Here is a 17625-nt window from a genome sequence, read left to right as displayed (position 1 = left end):
TAATTAGATAGTGAAAGGGTGCATCTGGCGGGTGCCTGCTGTCAAGGCCGCTCGAACGCGAGTTCCGGGCGCCGGAACGAGCGCTGTGTCCGGCGTGACGACGTGGCTAGCGTCGCCACGACATCCGGTCACACCGACCGCCCAGGAGGCACGATGAGCGCAGAACTCACCGTCGAGCGCGGCAGCGCCATGCTCACGGACGAGGGAACCAGCCGGTTCGTCCAGACAGCCACGCACCGCGTCCACTACAACGAAGCCGGCTCAGGACACCCGGTGATCCTCCTGCACGGCAGCGGGCCCGGTTCCACCGGCTGGAGCAACTTCCGCGCCAACATCGCCTATCTCGCCGAGTCGTTCCACGTGTACGCGGTGGACATGCCGGGGTGGGGCCGCAGCGACACCCAGACCCCGGAGACGGGCTACGACCACGTCGCCGCCCTCGTCGCCTTCATGGACGAACTGGGCATCGAGAAGGCAGCGCTCGTCGGCAACTCGATGGGTGGCATCACCTCCATCTCCACCGCGATCCTCCATCCGGGACGCGTGAGTCACCTGGTTTCCATGGGTGCTCCCGTCCCCGGCCAGAACACGTGGGCGGCCAACGGTTTGAGCGAGGGCCTGAAGATCCTCTTCCGGACCTACCTGGAACCCACGATCGAGAACATGAGGCAGGTCACCGAGATCATGACCTTCGACTCGTCCTCGGTCGGCGACGACCTGGCCGCGCTGCGGCTCGACGCCGCGCTCGCGCACCCCGAGCACCTGGCGAGCTGGAACGAGGCCCCCGGTGGTACGCCGCTGAGTACCGAGTACTTCACCTACGGGCCGCGCCTTGCCGAGATCACCGCGCCGACGCTGGCCATCCACGGCCGTGACGACCGGGTGGTCAGCTACGAGCAGAGCCTGCGCCTGGTGAGTGCCGTCGACGATTCCCGGTTGCTGCTGATCAACCAGTGCGGTCACTGGGCGCAGATCGAGCACGCGGACGAATTCAACCGCGTGGTCGGCGAATTCATCCGGAACAACTGAGCGGGAGGCCCTTCATGACCATGGTGACGCCGCGGGTTCGGCAGGACGCCGAACTCCTCAGGTCGGTGGAGGACTTCCTCTACTTCGAAGCCGAACTGCTCGACGAGTGGCGCCTGCACGAATGGCTCGCGCTGTTCAGTGAATCGGGCCGCTACCTCATCCCTTCCACGGACAAACCGGACGGCGACCCGGCCAGAGACCTCTTCCTCGTCCAGGACGACCGGTTCCTCCTCGAACAGCGGGTGAACTCACTACAGACGAGGGCAGCGCACGCGGAGTACCCGCACTCGCGGACCCGCAGGCTCGTCACGAACGTCAGAGCAAGCAGCGAGGACGGACACGTCGGCGTGCGCGCCAACTTCGCCGTCTTCCGCGCTCGCAACGGCGTCGTGGACACCTACTTCGGCCGGTACGAGCACGTGCTTGAGCGTTCGGGTGAGGAGTTTCGCTTCGTCACTCGTAAGTCCATTTTGGACCTCGACGCCCTTCGTCCGCACGGCAAGGTCAGCATCATCCTGTGAGCCGCCTCGAAGACCAGGTCGCCGTGGTCACCGGGGCGAGTCCCAACATCGGCGGTGCCCTCGCCGCGGGACTGGCCGCACAGGGTGCGCGCGTGGTGTGCACGGACATCTCGGAGACCGTCGCGCGCGCGGCTGCCGAGCGGATCGGTGCCGAGGGCGGTGAGGCCGTCGCCGTCGTCGGCGACGTCACCGACCCCGGCCACGCCGACGAGGTCATGCGGATCGCGCTCGACCGTTGGGGGCGGGTCGACGTGCTCGTCAACAACGCGGTCTACTTCGACCAGCGCGGGCTGCTCGACATGCCGGTCGACGCCTACCGTCGTCAGGTCGACATCATCCTCGGCGGGGCCTTTCTGTTCTCCCGCGCCGCCGCGCGAGCGATGATCTCCGGCGGCAGGGGCGGCAGTATCGTCAACGTGCTTTCGACGGCCGCGTGGCAGGGCCAGCCTGGCAACATCGGCTACTCGACGGCGAAAAGCGGTCTGATCAACTTCACTCGCTCCGTGGCGATGGAACTCGCCGAGCACGGCATCCGCGTCAACGGCTTCACTCCGACGGCCACCCAGCCCCAGGACCCGGAACTGGTGCGGCAGGTCGGCAGGCTGGGACGGGCCGAAGGCAAGTTCCCGATGGACTTCGCGGGACAGTTGCCGATGCGCCGCCTCCCGACGCCGGATGACTACGTGGGCGCCGTGGTCTTCCTCGCGGGGCCCGACTCCGCGATGATCACCGGCAGCAACATCACGGTGGATGCCGGTGCCACCGCGAAGTACTGGCCATGGCAGCCGGGTCACGCCTGAGCCAGGTCTGTCAGACACGCCGAAGGGACCCGCCGGTAACCAGGCGGGTCCCTTCGGCGTGCCGTTGTCAGGCGGGCTGGGCCAGTGGTGGCTCCAGGTCCTCGATGCCGCAGCGCTTGGCGACCGCTTTGCGCAGCCTCATGAAGGCGCGGGCGTCGTCGACGACGACACCGCCGACGACCTTTCCCACCTCGTCGGCGTACACCGCGACGAGGTCGTCCGGCCCGTCGCCCGCGAGGCGCGCCAGCGTGCCGCGTGCGGGAAGGCCCGCGATCTGCACGCGGTGGCCGTACTGGTCGGACCACACGTAAGGCGCCTGCGCGCGGGGCGCGGGCGTTCCGGTGATCGCCGCGGCGACCATGGCGCCGTGTTCGTTGGCGTTGGTCCAGTGCTCGATCCGGACCGGCTCGGCGTAGTGAGGATGCGGCCAGCGGGCGACGTCGCCGGCCGCGAACACCGAGGGATGGCCGATGACGCGCAGGTCTTCGCCGCACTCGACACCGTCGCCGACCGGCAGTCCCGAACCGGCCAGCCACCCGGTGGCGGGGCTGGCTCCGATTCCGACGACGACGAGATCGGCGGGAAGGACTTCGCCGTCGGCGAGAGCCACGCCCTCGACGGAGGTGTCGCCCGTGAAGCCCGCGAAGCGGACGCCGGTGCGGACCGTGACCCCGTGCCGGGTGTGCAGTTCGGCGAGCCGGGCGCCTACCCGGTCGCCGAGGAGGTGCGACATCGGTGTCTCCCGCGCTTCGACGACGGTCACCTGGCAGCCGCGGGCGTTCGCGGCGGCGGCGAACTCGGCGCCGATGAAGCCGGCGCCGATGACGACGACGCGGGGCAGGGCAGCCAGCCGGGAGCGCAAGAAGCTCGCGTCGTCCGCGGTGCGCACGGTGTGCACCCCCGCGCGTTCCGAGCCGGGGAGGGTGCGGGGCGACACGCCGGTGGCGATGACGAGATGGTCGTAGGCGTGGTCTCCGGCGCTGGTGCGCAGCACCTGGCTCGCGGGATCGAGGCCGGTCGCGCGCACCCCGAGGCGCAGTTCGACCCGCGCGTGGGCCAGCTCGTCCTCCGACAACAGCGGTGGCGGCGCGGCGGGCGCGTCGGCGGCCAGCTGTTGCTTGGAAAGAGGCGGTTTGTCGTAAGGGTGGTGGGGCTCCTCGCCGATCAGAGTGATCGTCCCTTCGAAACCCCGCATGCGCAGTGCCTGGGCGGTGCGGACACCGGCCACGGAGGCACCGACGATGACCACGCGCGCCACGCTCAGGCCCCCATCGCTGCCGGACCTGAGGCATCGGCCGACGACTCGTCCGAGCCGGTGAGCACGACGTGTACCTCGTCGCCTTCGACGACGACCTCGTGCATGCGCAAGGCGATCGTGGCCGGAAAGCACATCGGCTTCCCCGTTCTGAGGTCGAAGCGGGCCATGTGCAGGGGGCAGACGACCTCGTCGCCGTCGAGGTCGCCCTCGGTCCCGAGCGAGAACTGTTCGTGCGTGCAGGAATCGTCGCTGGCGAACCAGTCGCCGTCCTCGGTCAGGTACACCGCGACCGGGGTCGCCCCCTCGACCGTCAGGGTGCCTCCCGGCTCGATCTCGTCGACCTTGCAGGCGAAGATTCGCGCCATCGCATGTCCTTTCTGGACGGTGAGGGCGCGCGGGACCGGTTCCGCGCGGCTGTCGGACCGAGTGTGCGGTCGTCTCGCGGCCCGCTCCAGGGGATGTTTCGGCCACCGGAACCGCTCGCCGCCGCGAGCCGCCATCCCGGGGCCCGGTTCCGGCGACCGGAACACGCCCTATCGCCGACCTCGCCGCCTCCTGACAGTGAGGGCAGCCGACGCCATCGGTGAGCGGCTGGTTTCGAACAAGGAGGTTTGATGACCGCTCAACCCCTGATCCGCGAGCTCAGATCCAATGTGGACCAGACGTCCTCTTCCGCGGCCAAGGTGCTCGTGTTGCTGACGACGATGCTCAACAGTGGCCGGGCCGCCGTGAGCCTGACCGAGGTGGCGCTCGCGGCCGGTCTGCCCAAGAGCACGGCCCATCGGCTGCTGGGGACTCTTGAGGACCACGGTTTCGTGGACAGGGATGGCTGTCTCTACCGCCTCGGCGACAGCTTTCTCGACCTCAGCGAGACAGCGCGCTGGTCTCCCTTCGCCGACCTACGGGATGCCGCCTACCCGCGACTCGCCGGTCTCTTCGAGCGTTCCGGTGCGGTCGCCGTTCACCTCGCGGTGCTCCGTGGCCGCTCCATCCAGTACGTCGACAAGCTGATGCGCCCCGAGGGCGTCCGGCTGCCGACCAGGGTCGGGGGCCGCTTTCCCGCGGCGTGCACCGGCCTTGGCAAGGCCATGCTCGCCGTCGGCCCTCCCGAGGTGCTCGAAGACGTGCTCGTCGGCCCGCTTCCCCGCGCCACGCCGCACTCGGTGACCGCGCACGGGCGGCTGCTCAGCCAGCTTCGGCACGTCAGGGACGACGGGTTCGTCGTGGAGCGGGAGGAAGCGTGCCACGGTTTCGTCTGCGTCGCAGCGCCGATCCTCTCCGGTGGCGAGCCGATCGCGGCGCTGTCGATGGCGGTGGCCACCGTGGCGCTGGGCCGCTCGCCGGGCGGCAAGACTGCCGAACTCGGCCGTCTCGTGTCGGCGACGGCGGAAAGCATTGGTGCCGCGATGGTGCCGTCGATGGTCAGGCCAGGAGTTCCGGCGGCCGGGACGACGCATTCCCTCCTGGAGCGGGCCCGGGTTGACTCGGCGGCAGCCAGCCCGAAGAGCCTGGAGCGGTCGGTTGTCCATTGACGTACGCATTGAGCCCGAGGTGTCGACGGCCATCGTCGCGGGCGCGAAGGTGGCGGTGTCCACTGTGCTGCTTGGCGGTGTTCCCCGTGGCGCGACGGTGATCGTCGCCGGCCCCGACGGACTGGACTCCGCCGAATCCACCGAGCTGATGAATGCCTTGGCGCGGCACGGTTACGAGTCGGTCCTCGCCACACCTTGCGGTCGCGGAACGGACGACGACGTCGCTCGTGCCCTCGTCGGCCACCTGGTGGATCGAGTCGACGCGCGAGGGTGGCCACCGGAACAGGTGGGAGTCATCGGCTACGGGCAGGGTGCCCGTGCCGCCCTGATCGCCGGCTCCGAAACGACCTTCGGCGCGGCCATCAGCGTTCCGCGTGACGCACGGACGCTGACCGGGCCAGGCCGCGTCACGAGCCTGCGGACACCGTGGCTCGCCATGGCCGGTCTCGGGTCACGCGGCGAGCTGACGGGGGAGTTGAGTTCCTACCGCGAGGAGGTCACGAACCGGTCGGCCGAGCACACCTCGGTCGTCGGCTACCCGGGAGTGACGCACTGCCTCCACGACTCGACCGACGCTCTCGTCCACGCCGCCGTCTTCGACTCGTGGCAGCGCACGGCGGAATGGCTCAACGCCCACGTCGTTCCCAGGCCCACCCCGTTGGCCGATGCCTGGCGGCAACGCCGCGAGGCCACCCTGTCCGATCCCGGCTGAATCCCTTCCCACTCCGAAGAAATGGTGTTGCCCATGTCGCAGTACATCGACGACGACCGTCGGATGCCCCGGTTCCGGGTGAACCGGAAGGTCATGACCGATCCCGACGTTTTCGCGAGGGAGAAGGAAAAGATCTTCGACAAGACGTGGCTGTATCTCGGTCACGAGACGGAACTGAGGAAGCCCAACGACTTCAAGACGAGGAACGTGGGTGGCCGCCCGCTCATCTTCACTCGCGACAAGAAGGGCCGGATCAGGGTGTGGGTGAACTCCTGCCCACACAGGGGGGCGATGCTGTGCAGGGAGGGCTCCGGCAACGCGCGCTTCATGACGTGCGCCTACCACGGGTGGAGTTTCAGCACGAGCGGTGACCTCGTTTCGATGCCTGGAGACACGGCCTACGGCCCCGGCTTCGAGCGCCCCGGTCTCGCCGCACCGGCCAAAGTGGACTCCTACCGGGGTTTCGTCTTCGTCAGTTTCGACCCGGAGATCGTCGACCTCAAGACCTATCTCGCCGGTGCGGCCGAATACCTCGATCTCGTGTCCGACATGTCGGTCGAGGGAATGGAAGCCCTCGAAGGAACGCATCACTATTCGGCGCGAGCGAACTGGAAGCTGCTCGTGGAGAACAGTTTCGACGGTTACCACGCCATGTCGACCCACCAGCGCTACTTCGAGATGATCGTCGCGGCGAGGGGGCCCATCGACGCCGGAAGCTCACTCGCCAATTCACGTTCGATCAACCTCGGCAACGGTCACGCCGTGACCGTGGGCGCATCAGGCAGCGGTGACATCTTCGGGCGCGCGCTCTCGGCCGAGGCCAGGGCCGAGCGCGAGGCGCGTTACGAGCGGTTGCGTGCCAAGTACGGCGAAGGGTGGGTCGAGCGCCTCAACGGCATCCGCAACATGGTGATTTTCCCCAACCTCGTGGTGATCGACCTCGTCATGGGCGTGGTCATCCGCAAGATCGACCCGATCGCCCCCGACTACATGGAGGTGACGGCATGGGAACTCGCCCCGCCGGAGGAGGGCCCTGAGCTCAAACGCCAGCGGCTGGACAACTTCCTCACCTTCTGGGGGCCGGGCGGCCTTGCCTCACCCGACGACGTCGAGATGCTGGAAAGCGCGCAGAGCGCCTACGCCTCCGTCGCCGAACTGGAGTGGTCCGACATCTCCCGAGGCATGCACTCGAACGTGCCCATCCAGTCCGACGAATACCAGATGCGCACGTTCTGGCGGCGGTGGAACGAAATCATCACCGGCGAAGTCCTCCCTCCCGAGGAGTACGACCCGTTGCCCGGGTACTGGACGGCGCCCCGGCTCGACCTTGAGGCGGACACGCCCGTCACCAGTTTCTGACCCGCCGGCACGACGAGACCGAGGAGAACACCATGGGAGAGGTCATCGGGCTGGGCATGACCCATTACCCGCTGCTGCTGGGACCGGACGAGTCGATGGCCGCGCTGCTGCGCTCGACCCTCAAGGACCCCGACATCCCGGAGAAGGAGAAGGACCCCGCCAATTGGTCCGAGTTCGCGCGGCAGGAGTGGTCCGACGACGGCGGCACGGCCGCCGCGTCGAGGCACCGGGCCGAGCTGCGTGCTCACCTCGGCCGCATCCGGGCCGAACTCGACGCGTTCGAACCGGATGTCGTTCTCGTGTGGGGGGACGACCAGTACGAGAACTTCCGGGAGGAGGTCATCCCGAGTTTCTGCGTGCTGGCCTACGACGACACGGAAGTCGACCCCTTCGGGGTCATCAAGAAACTCGGCCTGCCCAACGCGTGGGGACTGCCCGACTCACATTCGTTCACGATGAAGGGCCTACCGGACTTCGGGAAGCACGTGGCAAGGGAAGTTCTCGACTCGGGCATCGACATCGCGTACTCGTACGTGCCACGGCCTGGCACGAATTTCCCGCACGCCTTCGCGAACACGCAGATCTTCCTCGACTACGACAACGTCGGGAAAGAGTTCCCCTACCCGATCCTGCCCATCGCCGTGAACTGCTACGGCGAGCACGTCATCGCGCGCAGGGGTGGAATCGCGCGGTTCGCCGAGATCAACGCGGGGGAGGACCTCGATCCGCCCGGGCCCACCCCTCGCCGGTGCTATGAGCTCGGCAGGGCCATCGGCAAGGTCGTCGGTGGCAGCGACCTCAGGGTCGCGCTCGTGGCCTCGTCGAGCTGGTCGCACGCCTTCCTCTACGACGAGGGATGGCACCTGCGCCCGGACACCGACGCCGATCGCGCGCTCTACGAGGCCATGGTGGCAGGCGACCACGAACCGTGGATCGAACGCACGAGCCAGGAAGTCGTCCACTCGGGCCAGCACGAAATCCTCAACTGGCACTGCCTGCTCGGGGCTACTCGTGAACTGGGCATGAAACTCGCGTGGAGCGACCTCGTCGAGACCGAGATCTTCAACTCCAACAAGGCTTTCGCGGTCTTCAGGTGATCTCGTGCCGCTCCGCGTCGGCCCGGCCGGGAAGACCGACCTCCCGTCCCGGCATCCACCGCCGTTCGTGACCGGAGGCCGCGAGCGTATCCCTGATCTCGACCGCGAGGCGGGCGGCCGTGGTGCGCAAGGCGTGCGCCGCCTGAGGGTGCAGCCGGGTAGAGGAGGGGTAGATCAGGCCGAGCGCGCCGACCGCCTCGCCCTGGATGATGATCGCCGAGGCCATTCCCGCGATCCCCGCGCGGGTCTCGTCGAACTGCCGGGCGAGGTTGTCGGCGCGAACCTGGCGCAACTGTTCGAGGAGCACCGCCGGGTCGGTGATCGAAGCCGGGGTCATGGCGGGCAGCGGGCGGGGCAGCGCCGTTTCCAGGGCGTCGCGCGGATCCCACGCGAGCAGCACCTTGCCGAGTGCCGCGCTCGTGGCCGGTACTCGCGCGCCGACCAGGACGCGCTCGGCGTGCCACTCGAGGGAGCCGACCTGATCGAGCACGACGACGTCGAAATTGCGGAGCACACCCAGCGCGACGGTCTGGCCGAACCACTGGTGCAGGCGGGCCATGTGGGGCAGGGCCAGCTCCCGCATCAGGTTGGCGGGGGCGAAGGAGGCCAGCCGGGCGAGGCGGACGCTCACCCGGTAGCCCTCGTCGATGTGCTCGACGACGTCGAGTTCCACGAGCCGCGTGAGCAGCCGGTGCACGGTCGACTTCGGCAGGTCGGCGGCCCTGGCCAGCTCGGTCAGCGTCATCACCCTGTGCGACGCGTCGAAAGCCCAGAGCAGGTCGAAGGCTTTGGCCAGTATCGAAGGCGACTCGCCCCGAGGGGAACCGTTGTTCGTGATGACGGACCTCCTCGTCCGCGGGCACAGGTGTGCAGGACATCCACACTACCCACTCGCCAGTGTGGCGGGAATGGACGTTTCATTCCCGTTGCCGGTTGTGACGAGAAGGAGACGGCGTGATCCAGCCCGTTTTGCCAGGTGCGGTCGTCGACACCCATGCCCACTTCTTCCCCAGGGGCCTCGGTGACCCGTCGAGGGGCACCGACCCTCGCTGGCCGGTGCTGCGACCCGACCCCGGTGACCCGAAGAGTGGCGGTATCCACCGAGGTGAGCTGCTGTTCCGGCGGGTCGACAGCCGGTTGTGGGACGTCGGGGACCGATTGGCTTCGATGACGGCCTGCGGCATCGGGCAGCAACTGATCTCGCCGGTCCCCGTCATGCTCACGACGTGGGCAGACGCGGCCCCCGCCGCGGCGTTCGCAAAAGAGGTCAACGACGGTATCGCCGCCGCGGCGGGTGCCTCCGCCGGTCGGCTCGTCGGCCTGGCCTGCGTCCCGTTGCAGGACGTCGAGGCCGCGATCGCCGAACTTGAGCGCGCCGTGACCCAGCTCGGTCTCGCCGGCGTCGAGATCGGCACCCGGATCGGGGACCGCGAGCTGGACGACGCCGAGCTGGCTCCGTTCTTCGCCGCCGCGGCCGACCTCGGTGCGGCGATCTTCGTGCACCCGATGGACGGCGGCGCCGGCGCGGTCCGGCGATCCGGTCAGCCCTACGACTTCGGTCTCGGCATGCTCACCGACACCGCGCTCGCGGCGACGGCCCTGCTCACCGGTGGGATCCTGGACCGCCATCCAGGGCTGCGGTTCGGCTTCGCGCACGGGTGCGGGGTCCTCGCCTGGGCGGCGCCGAGGGTGGGCCTCGCGTTGTCGGTATGGGGCGAGGAAGGCCGCAGCGCCGCTTTCGACGACCTGTTGCGCCACCTGTGGGCCGACACCCTCGTGCTCGATCCCGCGCACCTTCCGCTGCTCGTGCACCGCTTCGGCCGCGGCCACGTCATGGTCGGGACGGACGCCCCCTTCATTCCCGGTCAGCTCGCCGGGCTTGCCGGGTTGCTCGCGGGCGGCATCGAGCACGGATTGAGCCGGACCGACATCGAAGCCATCGCGGGTTCGAACGGCCGCGCGTTCTTCTCGCGCCCTGACCGCCCCTGACCGCGTCGCCGAGGATGCCGGTCCGGTTCCGGGGCACGGAAAAGACGGCGCGGAAATCGGGCGCGGGCCCGTGAGGATGCGGCGAACACGTTGACCAAACGGCCGTGCCGAGGAGAGGAAAAGCCATGATCGACAACGAAGTGATCATCGTGGGAGCGGGGCCTGTCGGGCTCATCGCCGCTCTCGGTCTTGCCAAGCGGGGGATCGGTGTGACCGTGCTCGACGCGGCTGGCGACATCCTCGACGAGCCCCGCGGCATGACCTACCACTGGGCGGCGCTTGCCGGTCTCGAACGGCTCGGCGTACTCGCCGACGCCATGGAGATCGGGTATCTCAAGCACGACTGGAGCGCGCAGGTCTTCCGCACCGGCGAGCGACTGTCGATGGACATCGGGCTGCTCAAGGACGACGTTCGCCATCCATACAGCCTCGTTCTCGGTCAGGACGCGCTCGGCCGCGTCGTCATGCGGCACCTCGCGAAGCACGCCTGCGCCGACATCAGGTGGGGGCATGCCGTCACCGGTTTCGACCAGGACGACACTGGCGTCACCGTGCGGGTCGAGACCGGCTCGGGGACGAGGGAATGGCGCGCGCGGTGGCTCGTCGGCGCCGACGGTGCCCGCAGCATCGTGCGAAGCGGGCTTGGGCTCGGCTTCGAGGGCATGACGTGGGGCGAACGTTTCGTCGCCACCAACTGCCGTGGCCGCTACGAGGACCACTTCGTCTCGGGATATCTCATCGACTCCGAATACGGCGCGGTCGTGCACCAGATCACCACCGAAGGGTTGTGGCGCCACACGTTCGCCGAGTCGCTTGAGCTGCCGGAGGAAGGCATCGAAAAGCGGATGGCGGACTACTTCCGGGCGGTGCTGCCTGGGACGGACTTCGAGCACGAGATCCTCCGCTGGCGGCACTACCGGATGCACCAGCGCTCCGCCGAGACCTATCGCGTCGGCAGGGTGCTGCTCGCCGGTGACGCCGCCCATGTCACCAACCCGACTCGCGGCTTCGGGCTCGTCGGTGGCATGTTCGACGCGTTCACGCTCACCGAGGCGCTGGGCGCCATCCTGCGCGACGGTGGCGACGACGCTCTGCTCGACGCGTACTCCGAGGCTCGGCGGCGAGTCTTCTGGGACTACACGACCCCGATTTCGAGCGACAGCAAGCGGCTGGTTTTCGAGCCGACGCGGGAGCGCCTCGAAACTTTCAGAACCGTGGCGGCCGATCCCGACAAGACCCGCCGCTATTTGCTGAGTGGGGTCGCACTGGCGACCCCCTCGCTGTTGGGGACGATGAACGTGTGGGAGACGGTCGGGGCCTCGCCCGGACTCGGCGACCTCTGACGAATCGAGACGCCCTTGGTGGTGACCACACGGTCACCACCAAGGGCGTCTCGGTCGGTTCGGTTCAGTTCGTGACGGGAGGCGTCGCCGCCGGTGCCTTGGCCTCGTCGTGCGCCTCGTACAGCGAATTCTTGCTCGTCTCGCGCATGAAGATCACGGAAACGAGTGCGACGGCCGCGAGCACGGCGAGCATGATCGACAGCCCGATACTCCCGTGGCTGGCGAGAATCGGGGCCGCGATGATCGGCGGGATCGCTCCCGCGACGACGCTGCCGATGTTGAAGGACACCCCGGTGCCGGTGCTGCGGTAGGAGGTGCGGAAGGTCTCGGGCAGGAACACCGTCGTCGAGCCGTTCGACAGCCCGACGACGAAGAGAGTCACCGTCAGGGCGACGCCGACGAGCCACACCACGGCGGAGTCGACCAGAGGGAACAGCACGAATGCCCACACGACGGCGGATCCGTTGCCGAGCATGAGGATCCTTCTGCGGCCGATCTTGTCCGAGAGGCGCGCGCCGATGACCTGGCCCGCGATGCATCCGGCGATCGCGATGAACTGGATGGTGAGCATGCTGTTCTTGGAAAGCCCCAGCACGGCGGTGCCGTAGTTCGTCAGGTAGACCGCGCCCATGTAGAAGAACGACAGCCACATGAGGACGGAGCCCGAGGCGAGGAAAACCTCGCGGCCCTGCTTGGCGAACAGTTCGCGGACCGGGGCCTTGGTTGCCTTGGCGTCGCGGGCCTTGGCCATGGCGTCCTTGAAGACGGGTGTGTCCGTGACGCCGAGCCGGACCCATAGGCCGACCGCGACCAGTAACGCGCTCAGCACGAAGGGCACTCGCCAGCCCCAGGAGAGGAACGACGCGTCGGACATGGTGAGCCCGGTGATGAGGAAGGTGAGCGTGGCCAGCAGCAGGCCGAAGGTGGTCCCGAGCGTCTGGGCGAGTGAGTACCAGCCCCGCTTGCCCTGAGGCGCGTGTTCGACGACGAAGAGCGCGGCACTGCTCCATTCACCGCCGACGGCGAGCCCCTGAAGGAAGCGCAGCACGATCAGCGCGATGGGGGCGAAAAGGCCGATGGTGTCGCCGGAGGGCAGGAGACCGATCAGCACGGTCGCGATGCCCATCACGAGCATCGTGGTGACCAGGGTCGTCTTGCGTCCGATCCGGTCGCCCATCTGCCCGAAGACCAGGCCGCCGAGGGGGCGGGCGAGGAACGCGACCCCGAAGGTGGCGAACGATGCCGCGGTCCCCGCCGCCGGCCCGAGCGCGGGAAAGAAGATCTGCGGAAAAACGAGGGCGGCCGCTGTCCCGTAGATGAAGAAGTCGTAGTACTCGATCGTTGTTCCCATGAACGAGGCCGCGACCACTCGCCCCATGCCCTTGGGTTGTTCAGATGCTTGCGACATCGTGCACCTCTCGCGATCCAGGGGCGAGCGTTGCGCCCCGTGGGTGATAACGGAGGAACCTAGGACGATCCCACCCAGCGGGCACCAAGTCGTTCTAGCCCTCGGAACCGTCCTTCATTCGATATCGAGGAGGTTTCCGGTGAGCGGACGTCGCGGCGGAATCGCCCTTGTCGCGAGGCCGAACTCGGAAGCCGTCATCGTGTTCCGGCTTCACGAGTTCGGTGCCGTCATCGAGAATCGTCAACCAATGTGGTTCTCGGCCGCGTCGAGCAGCAGCTTCGCGGCAACCGTCGCTCCGTCGTCACGGATCGTGGCGGCGACGGTGGTCGCACGGGCTCGGGTCTCGGGGCTCAGGGCCGTCTTGAGCGCGGCGGCAAGGGATTCGCGGGCAGGGACGGGGCCGTCGTGCGCCACGCCGATGCCGAGCTCGGCGACGCGACCGGCCCAGTAAGGCTGGTCAGCCAACTGGGGAACCACCACCTGGGGGGCACCGGCGTGGGTGGCGGTGGTCGTGGTGCCCGCGCCGCCGTGGTGCACGACGGCGGCCACCCTGGCGAAGAGCGCCTGATGGTTGACCTCGCCGACGATGAAGCAGTCGTCGTCGCCGTCGACCGGGGTGAGGTCGGCCCAGCCGCGCCCGATGACGATGCGGCGGCCCTGCTCGCGGACCGCCTCGACGGCCACCTCGGCGGCATCGCCCGAGGCGTGCATCGGCATGCTGCCGAAGCTGACGAACACCGGAGGCTCGCCCGCGTCGAGGAACGCCACCAGATCGGAGGGGAGCGGGCGTTCGTCCGGCAGGATCCACGCGCCGGTCTGAACGACGTCCAGGTCAGGCGTCTCCCGCCACGGATCCAGTACCGGATCGGTCGCCAGCCACGGCCGGTCGCCGACGACGTAGTCGCGGACGTTGTCCACCAGGGGAAGGCCCGCCACGGCCCTGTTCGTGTTGAGCGCTTCACCGAACAGCGCGTCGATGTTGCGGGCGTCCAGGTCCCACAGCACCCGGTTGTCGGTCACCTCAGGAGGGAACGGCCGCCCCGGATAGGCCAGCGGCTCGCGGTGCGGCGCAGGCAGGGTGAGTTGCTGGAAGGTCACGGACACCGAAGGGATACCCAGCAGTTCGGCCACCGAAAGCGCGCCGGCCGCGGCTGGCATCATTCCGGTCGCCATGAGAACGTCGCACCCCTCGGCGACCGGGGTGATCGCCTCGAACTGCCCCGCGATCACCTCGGCAGCGTGGCGAGGCAGGCCGGACGCGGGTGGGGCAGCCTTCGCCCACGCCCGCGCCGACTGGCTGACGGGCACCAGCGATACGTCCACGTCTCCCAACCGCCGCGCGAAATCCTCGTCCGGCGGCGCGCAGACGCGCACCTTTGCACCGAGTTCCCGCAGCCGGACCGCGAGCCCCACCAATGGCTCGACGTCCCCTCGCGACCCATACGTCGACAACAACACGCGCACTTCGCAACACCCGTTTCCGTAGACTTCCGGTTCAGGTCGGCGATTCTGCGGCACCAACCGGGTCTTGCCGCAAGCCCCCCGGTGCGCTATATGTTGAATACGGCAAGGAGAGACAGTCGCCCTTGCGTTCCCTTTTGGTCGTCCGCTGTGGACTGACCGCCTCAGCCAGAACCCAGTGGGATGACATGAGGGCGGCCCTCGGCCGGTTCGGTCACCACATCGGCACGCAGGCCGAAGACATCGTGCAAAAGGTCGGTCGTCACGACCTGGTCCGGGGCGCCTTGGGTCACGATGGCACCGGCCTTCATCGCGACGAGGTGGTCGCTGTAGCGGGCGGCAAGCGAAATGTCGTGCAACACCATGACGATGGTCCGGTCGTGCTCGCGATTCATGCGTACGACGAGTTCCAGCAGGTCCACTTGGTGAGCGAGATCCAGGAACGTCGTCGGCTCGTCCAGCAACAGAATGTCGGTCTCCTGCGCCAGAATCATCGCGATCCAGGCCCGTTGCCGTTGCCCTCCCGACAATTCCTCAAGCAGAGCACCTGCCAATTCGGCCATGCCGGTGCTTTCCAGCGCGTGCCGGAGCGCTTTCTCGTCGAGGATCGAGAATTGTTCGTACCAGCGCTGCCGGGGATGGCGGCCCCTGGAAACCAGATCGGCGACGGTGAGTCCCGAAGGGGCAGCCGGAGACTGGGGCAGGATGCCGATCCGGCGCGCCACCTGCCTCGTCGACTGGGCGGTGATCGGCTTGCCGTCGAGAACGACCGTGCCGGAACGCGGTCTGAGCAACCGGCCCAGCCCGCGCAGCAACGTCGACTTGCCGCAGCCGTTGGGGCCGATGATCGACGTCACGCGGCCGGCGGGCACCGTGAAGGTCAGGTCGGTGATGATGTCGGCGCCGTCGTAGCCGAGGGTCAGGTTGTCCGCGCGCAGTGTCGGTGTCGTGCCGTTGCGGCTCACGCGAGTCTCCTTTGGTATCGCAGGACAAGGAAGATGAGATAGGGCCCGCCCAGTACCGCGGTGGCCACGCCCGCCGGAAGCGACACCGGAAGCGCGTTGGCCGCGACCGTGTCGGCGATCAGGACGAACACGATGCCCACGAGCGCCGACGGGAGTATCGGGGGAGTGACCGATCCGGTGATCAGCCTCGCGATCTGCGGGCTGGCCAGCGCGACGAACACCAGCGGACCCGCGACGACCACGCCCGTCGACGCGAGAAGCGCCGCCAGCCCGAAAGCCGCGAGCCGCAGCAGGCCGACCCGGACACCGAGACCGGTCGTCACATCGTCGTCGAGGGTGAGCAGTGCCGAGCGCCGTCCCAGCACGAGCGCGGCGGCGAGCAACACCGCCCCCAGCACGGCCATCGGTTCGACCAGCGGCCAATCCTTGCCGTTGAGCGAACCGGACATCCAGGTGAGGGCCTGGGCCGCGTTGGTCACGTCGCCGAGGGTGAGCATCCAGGTCGTCAGGCTCACCGCGAGCCCGTTGATGCCGAGGCCCACCAGCACGAGCCGGTAACTGTCGATGGACCGGGACAGTGCCAGCAGGTAGACGAGTGCTCCGGCGAGGACACCACCCGCGAACGCCGCCACCGGAAGGCTGACGTTGCCGGCCATGCCGCTGAGTCCAGCCGCGCCGCCTCCGGCGAGCACGACCACCGATACCGCGCCCAGTGAGGAACCGGCCGTCACGCCAAGGATGTCCGGGCTGGCGAGCGGGTTGCGCGCCACGGTCTGGGTGAGCGCGCCCGCCGCGGCGAGGCAGGCACCCGCGATGATCGCGGCCAGCGTGCGCGGTGCCCGCAGTTCCGTGACCGCGAGATACACCAGCCGGTTCGAGTCGTCGCCGAGCAAGGCGCGCGCGACCGCGTCGACGGGTAGCGCCGTGCCCCCATTGGCAAGGTGGACGGCGGCGGCCAGCAGGCACAGCACCGCCAGCGACACTCCCACCGCCACCGCGCGAGGTCTGACCATTATCGACACCGGGCCGGCCCGCAGGACGCGCGCGGGTGCGAGGGGAGTGTCAGCGCCGGGGCTCATACGGTCACCATCCGGCGCCGTCGTGCGAGAAGCACGAAGAATGGCGCCCCGATCACGGCGAGCACCACCCCCACCGACAACTCGCCCGGCCTCGCGATGAGCCTGCCCGCGGTGTCGGCGACGAGCACGAGGCCGACGCCGATGGCCGCGGCGGCCGGTAGCGAACGGCGATAGTCGCCGCCCGCCACGGCCCTTGCCAGATGCGGAACCACGAGCCCGGCGAAGGCGATCGGGCCCGCCATCGTGACCGCGCATCCGGCGAGCAGCGTGATCGCCGCGATGCCCGTGCTCCTCGCGGCCAGCACGGAGGTGCCCAGCGAGCGGGCGACGTCCTCGCCGAGCGCGAGCGTGTTCAGCGCGCCGATGTTCAGTACCGCGAGCAGCAAACCCGCGAGCACGAACGGCCACAGCGAGTCGATGACGTTCGACCGCGCGGCCAGCGAACCCACCTGCCAGAAACGCAAGGTGTCGAGAGAAGCCTCGTCCAGCAACGTCAATCCGGTCACCACACCGCCGCACAGAGCCGTGACGGCCGCCCCTGACAACACCAGCGTGATGGGCGTTGCGCCGTGCCTGGCCGCGGTGCCGATCAGGAACACCACGACGCTGGCGAGTAGCGCGCCGAAGAACGCCAGCGTCGCTTGCGTGTAGACCGAAAGCCCGCCGAAGGTGAACGTCGCGGCGACGATCGCGAGCGCGGCGCCCTGATTGATGCCGAGCAGCCCCGGATCGGCCACCGCGTTGCGGGTATGGCCCTGGGTCAGCAGACCGGCGACGCCGAGGCAGGCTCCGGCCGCGATCCCGGTGAGCGTGCGAGGCCACCTGAGTTCGCGGATCGTCACATCCATGTCGGTTCCCGTCGGCGTGACGATCGCGTGCCAAACCTCGGCCAATGTCGAAGGACTGCTGCCGAGGCAGATACTCGCGACGACGGCGGCCAGCACGGCGGCGGCCGGAATACCGGCCGTGACCCATGGCGAGCGGCCGACGACCGCCGATCGCGTGCTCCCGATGCCGGAGAGGTCGTGCCCTGTCCCGGTGTCGAGCGTCACCTGTTTTCTCCACTGCGCGA

General features: G+C 68.6%; 17 protein-coding genes. 9 read left to right on the top strand and 8 right to left on the bottom strand.

Features of this window, described 5'->3' with window-relative positions; translation table 11 throughout:
• Window positions 1-153 precede the first annotated feature (153 nt).
• Genes BAY61_RS20800 through BAY61_RS20790 form a run of 3 tightly spaced genes read left to right on the top strand, consistent with a single transcriptional unit; the run spans window position 154 to window position 2350 of the window.
• Window positions 154-1029: an alpha/beta fold hydrolase gene (locus BAY61_RS20800; RefSeq protein WP_211323525.1), complete on the top strand. Its 876-nt coding sequence runs from the start codon at window positions 154-156 to the stop codon at window positions 1027-1029.
• A 14-nt stretch (window positions 1030-1043) separates the two neighbouring features.
• Window positions 1044-1550: an aromatic-ring-hydroxylating dioxygenase subunit beta gene (locus BAY61_RS20795; RefSeq protein WP_091810047.1), complete on the top strand. Its 507-nt coding sequence runs from the start codon at window positions 1044-1046 to the stop codon at window positions 1548-1550.
• Window positions 1547-2350: an SDR family NAD(P)-dependent oxidoreductase gene (locus BAY61_RS20790; protein ID WP_091810046.1), complete on the top strand. Its 804-nt coding sequence runs from the start codon at window positions 1547-1549 to the stop codon at window positions 2348-2350. The genes BAY61_RS20795 and BAY61_RS20790 overlap by 4 nt, the downstream gene beginning before the upstream one ends.
• A 67-nt stretch (window positions 2351-2417) precedes the next feature.
• On the opposite strand, the gene BAY61_RS20785 is transcribed toward BAY61_RS20790, so the two are convergent.
• The gene (locus BAY61_RS20785) at window positions 2418-3608 is read right to left on the bottom strand and encodes an FAD-dependent oxidoreductase (protein WP_211323526.1); all 1191 of its coding nucleotides are present in this window, start codon (window positions 3606-3608) and stop codon (window positions 2418-2420) included.
• Between the two features lie 2 nt (window positions 3609-3610).
• Window positions 3611-3973 carry a non-heme iron oxygenase ferredoxin subunit gene (locus tag BAY61_RS20780; RefSeq protein WP_091810044.1) on the bottom strand — a complete coding sequence of 121 codons (363 nt, stop codon included), beginning with the start codon at window positions 3971-3973 and terminating at the stop codon, window positions 3611-3613.
• A 249-nt stretch (window positions 3974-4222) separates the two neighbouring features.
• Here BAY61_RS20780 and BAY61_RS20775 point away from each other — a divergent pair, with 249 nt between their 5' ends.
• From BAY61_RS20775 to BAY61_RS20760, 4 genes are read left to right on the top strand one after another with little or no spacing between them, the layout of a single operon-like run.
• Complete coding sequence (locus tag BAY61_RS20775) at window positions 4223-5140, top strand: IclR family transcriptional regulator (RefSeq protein ID WP_091810042.1); 918 nt, start codon at window positions 4223-4225, stop codon at window positions 5138-5140.
• On the top strand, window positions 5130-5852 hold the full coding sequence (locus BAY61_RS20770; protein WP_143021459.1) for a dienelactone hydrolase family protein: 723 nt from the start codon (window positions 5130-5132) through the stop codon (window positions 5850-5852). Before BAY61_RS20775 ends, BAY61_RS20770 begins: the two co-directional genes overlap by 11 nt.
• A gap of 33 nt (window positions 5853-5885) precedes the next feature.
• Window positions 5886-7211, top strand: a complete 1326-nt coding sequence (locus BAY61_RS20765) for an aromatic ring-hydroxylating oxygenase subunit alpha (RefSeq protein ID WP_091810038.1) — start codon at window positions 5886-5888, stop codon at window positions 7209-7211.
• Window positions 7212-7243: 32 nt separating this feature from the next.
• A complete protein-coding gene (locus tag BAY61_RS20760; RefSeq protein WP_091810037.1) occupies window positions 7244-8308 on the top strand; it encodes a DODA-type extradiol aromatic ring-opening family dioxygenase in 1065 nt (354 codons plus the stop codon).
• On the opposite strand, the gene BAY61_RS20755 is transcribed toward BAY61_RS20760, so the two are convergent.
• A complete protein-coding gene (locus tag BAY61_RS20755; RefSeq protein WP_256328148.1) occupies window positions 8301-9104 on the bottom strand; it encodes an IclR family transcriptional regulator in 804 nt (267 codons plus the stop codon). The two genes, BAY61_RS20760 and BAY61_RS20755, sit on opposite strands and share 8 nt — an antisense overlap.
• A 158-nt stretch (window positions 9105-9262) precedes the next feature.
• On the opposite strand from BAY61_RS20755, the gene BAY61_RS20750 reads away from it, so the two are divergent.
• Both BAY61_RS20750 and BAY61_RS20745 read left to right on the top strand, forming a co-directional pair.
• Window positions 9263-10297, top strand: a complete 1035-nt coding sequence (locus tag BAY61_RS20750; RefSeq protein ID WP_091810035.1) for an amidohydrolase family protein — start codon at window positions 9263-9265, stop codon at window positions 10295-10297.
• Window positions 10298-10422: 125 nt separating this feature from the next.
• Window positions 10423-11640, top strand: coding sequence for an FAD-dependent oxidoreductase (locus BAY61_RS20745; RefSeq protein WP_091810034.1), 1218 nt, complete (start codon window positions 10423-10425; stop codon window positions 11638-11640).
• 64 nt (window positions 11641-11704) lie between these two features.
• On the opposite strand, the gene BAY61_RS20740 is transcribed toward BAY61_RS20745, so the two are convergent.
• The 5 genes from BAY61_RS20740 to BAY61_RS20720 form a co-directional block, all read right to left on the bottom strand.
• A complete protein-coding gene (locus tag BAY61_RS20740) occupies window positions 11705-13048 on the bottom strand; it encodes an MFS transporter (RefSeq protein WP_091810032.1) in 1344 nt (447 codons plus the stop codon).
• Between the two features lie 240 nt (window positions 13049-13288).
• Window positions 13289-14512 (bottom strand): glycosyltransferase, encoded by a 1224-nt coding sequence (locus BAY61_RS20735; RefSeq protein WP_110057688.1) that lies wholly within the window; start codon window positions 14510-14512, stop codon window positions 13289-13291.
• Between the two features lie 161 nt (window positions 14513-14673).
• Window positions 14674-15474, bottom strand: coding sequence for an ABC transporter ATP-binding protein (locus BAY61_RS20730; protein ID WP_091810031.1), 801 nt, complete (start codon window positions 15472-15474; stop codon window positions 14674-14676).
• Entirely contained in the window at window positions 15471-16553 is a 1083-nt protein-coding gene (locus BAY61_RS20725; RefSeq protein WP_091810029.1) for a FecCD family ABC transporter permease, read from the bottom strand. Before BAY61_RS20725 ends, BAY61_RS20730 begins: the two co-directional genes overlap by 4 nt.
• On the bottom strand, window positions 16550-17605 hold the full coding sequence (locus BAY61_RS20720) for a FecCD family ABC transporter permease (RefSeq protein WP_091810028.1): 1056 nt from the start codon (window positions 17603-17605) through the stop codon (window positions 16550-16552). Before BAY61_RS20720 ends, BAY61_RS20725 begins: the two co-directional genes overlap by 4 nt.
• Window positions 17606-17625: the final 20 nt, after the last annotated feature.

The sequence above is a fragment of the Prauserella marina genome, assembly GCF_002240355.1.
Taxonomy (GTDB): Bacteria; Actinomycetota; Actinomycetes; order Mycobacteriales; family Pseudonocardiaceae; genus Prauserella_A; species Prauserella_A marina.
Note: the sequence above shows the minus strand (reverse complement) of the source record. Positions and strands in the feature narration are given on the sequence as shown.

Coding starts and splice junctions, on each gene's coding strand:
- BAY61_RS20740 (WP_091810032.1), bottom strand. CDS start 13,048: ATGTCGCAAGCATCTGAACAACCCAAGGGCATGGGGCGAGTGGTCGCG.
- BAY61_RS20800 (WP_211323525.1), top strand. CDS start 154: ATGAGCGCAGAACTCACCGTCGAGCGCGGCAGCGCCATGCTCACGGAC.
- BAY61_RS20745 (WP_091810034.1), top strand. CDS start 10,423: ATGATCGACAACGAAGTGATCATCGTGGGAGCGGGGCCTGTCGGGCTC.
- BAY61_RS20725 (WP_091810029.1), bottom strand. CDS start 16,553: ATGAGCCCCGGCGCTGACACTCCCCTCGCACCCGCGCGCGTCCTGCGG.
- BAY61_RS20775 (WP_091810042.1), top strand. CDS start 4,223: ATGACCGCTCAACCCCTGATCCGCGAGCTCAGATCCAATGTGGACCAG.
- BAY61_RS20765 (WP_091810038.1), top strand. CDS start 5,886: ATGTCGCAGTACATCGACGACGACCGTCGGATGCCCCGGTTCCGGGTG.
- BAY61_RS20760 (WP_091810037.1), top strand. CDS start 7,244: ATGGGAGAGGTCATCGGGCTGGGCATGACCCATTACCCGCTGCTGCTG.
- BAY61_RS20795 (WP_091810047.1), top strand. CDS start 1,044: ATGACCATGGTGACGCCGCGGGTTCGGCAGGACGCCGAACTCCTCAGG.
- BAY61_RS20780 (WP_091810044.1), bottom strand. CDS start 3,973: ATGGCGCGAATCTTCGCCTGCAAGGTCGACGAGATCGAGCCGGGAGGC.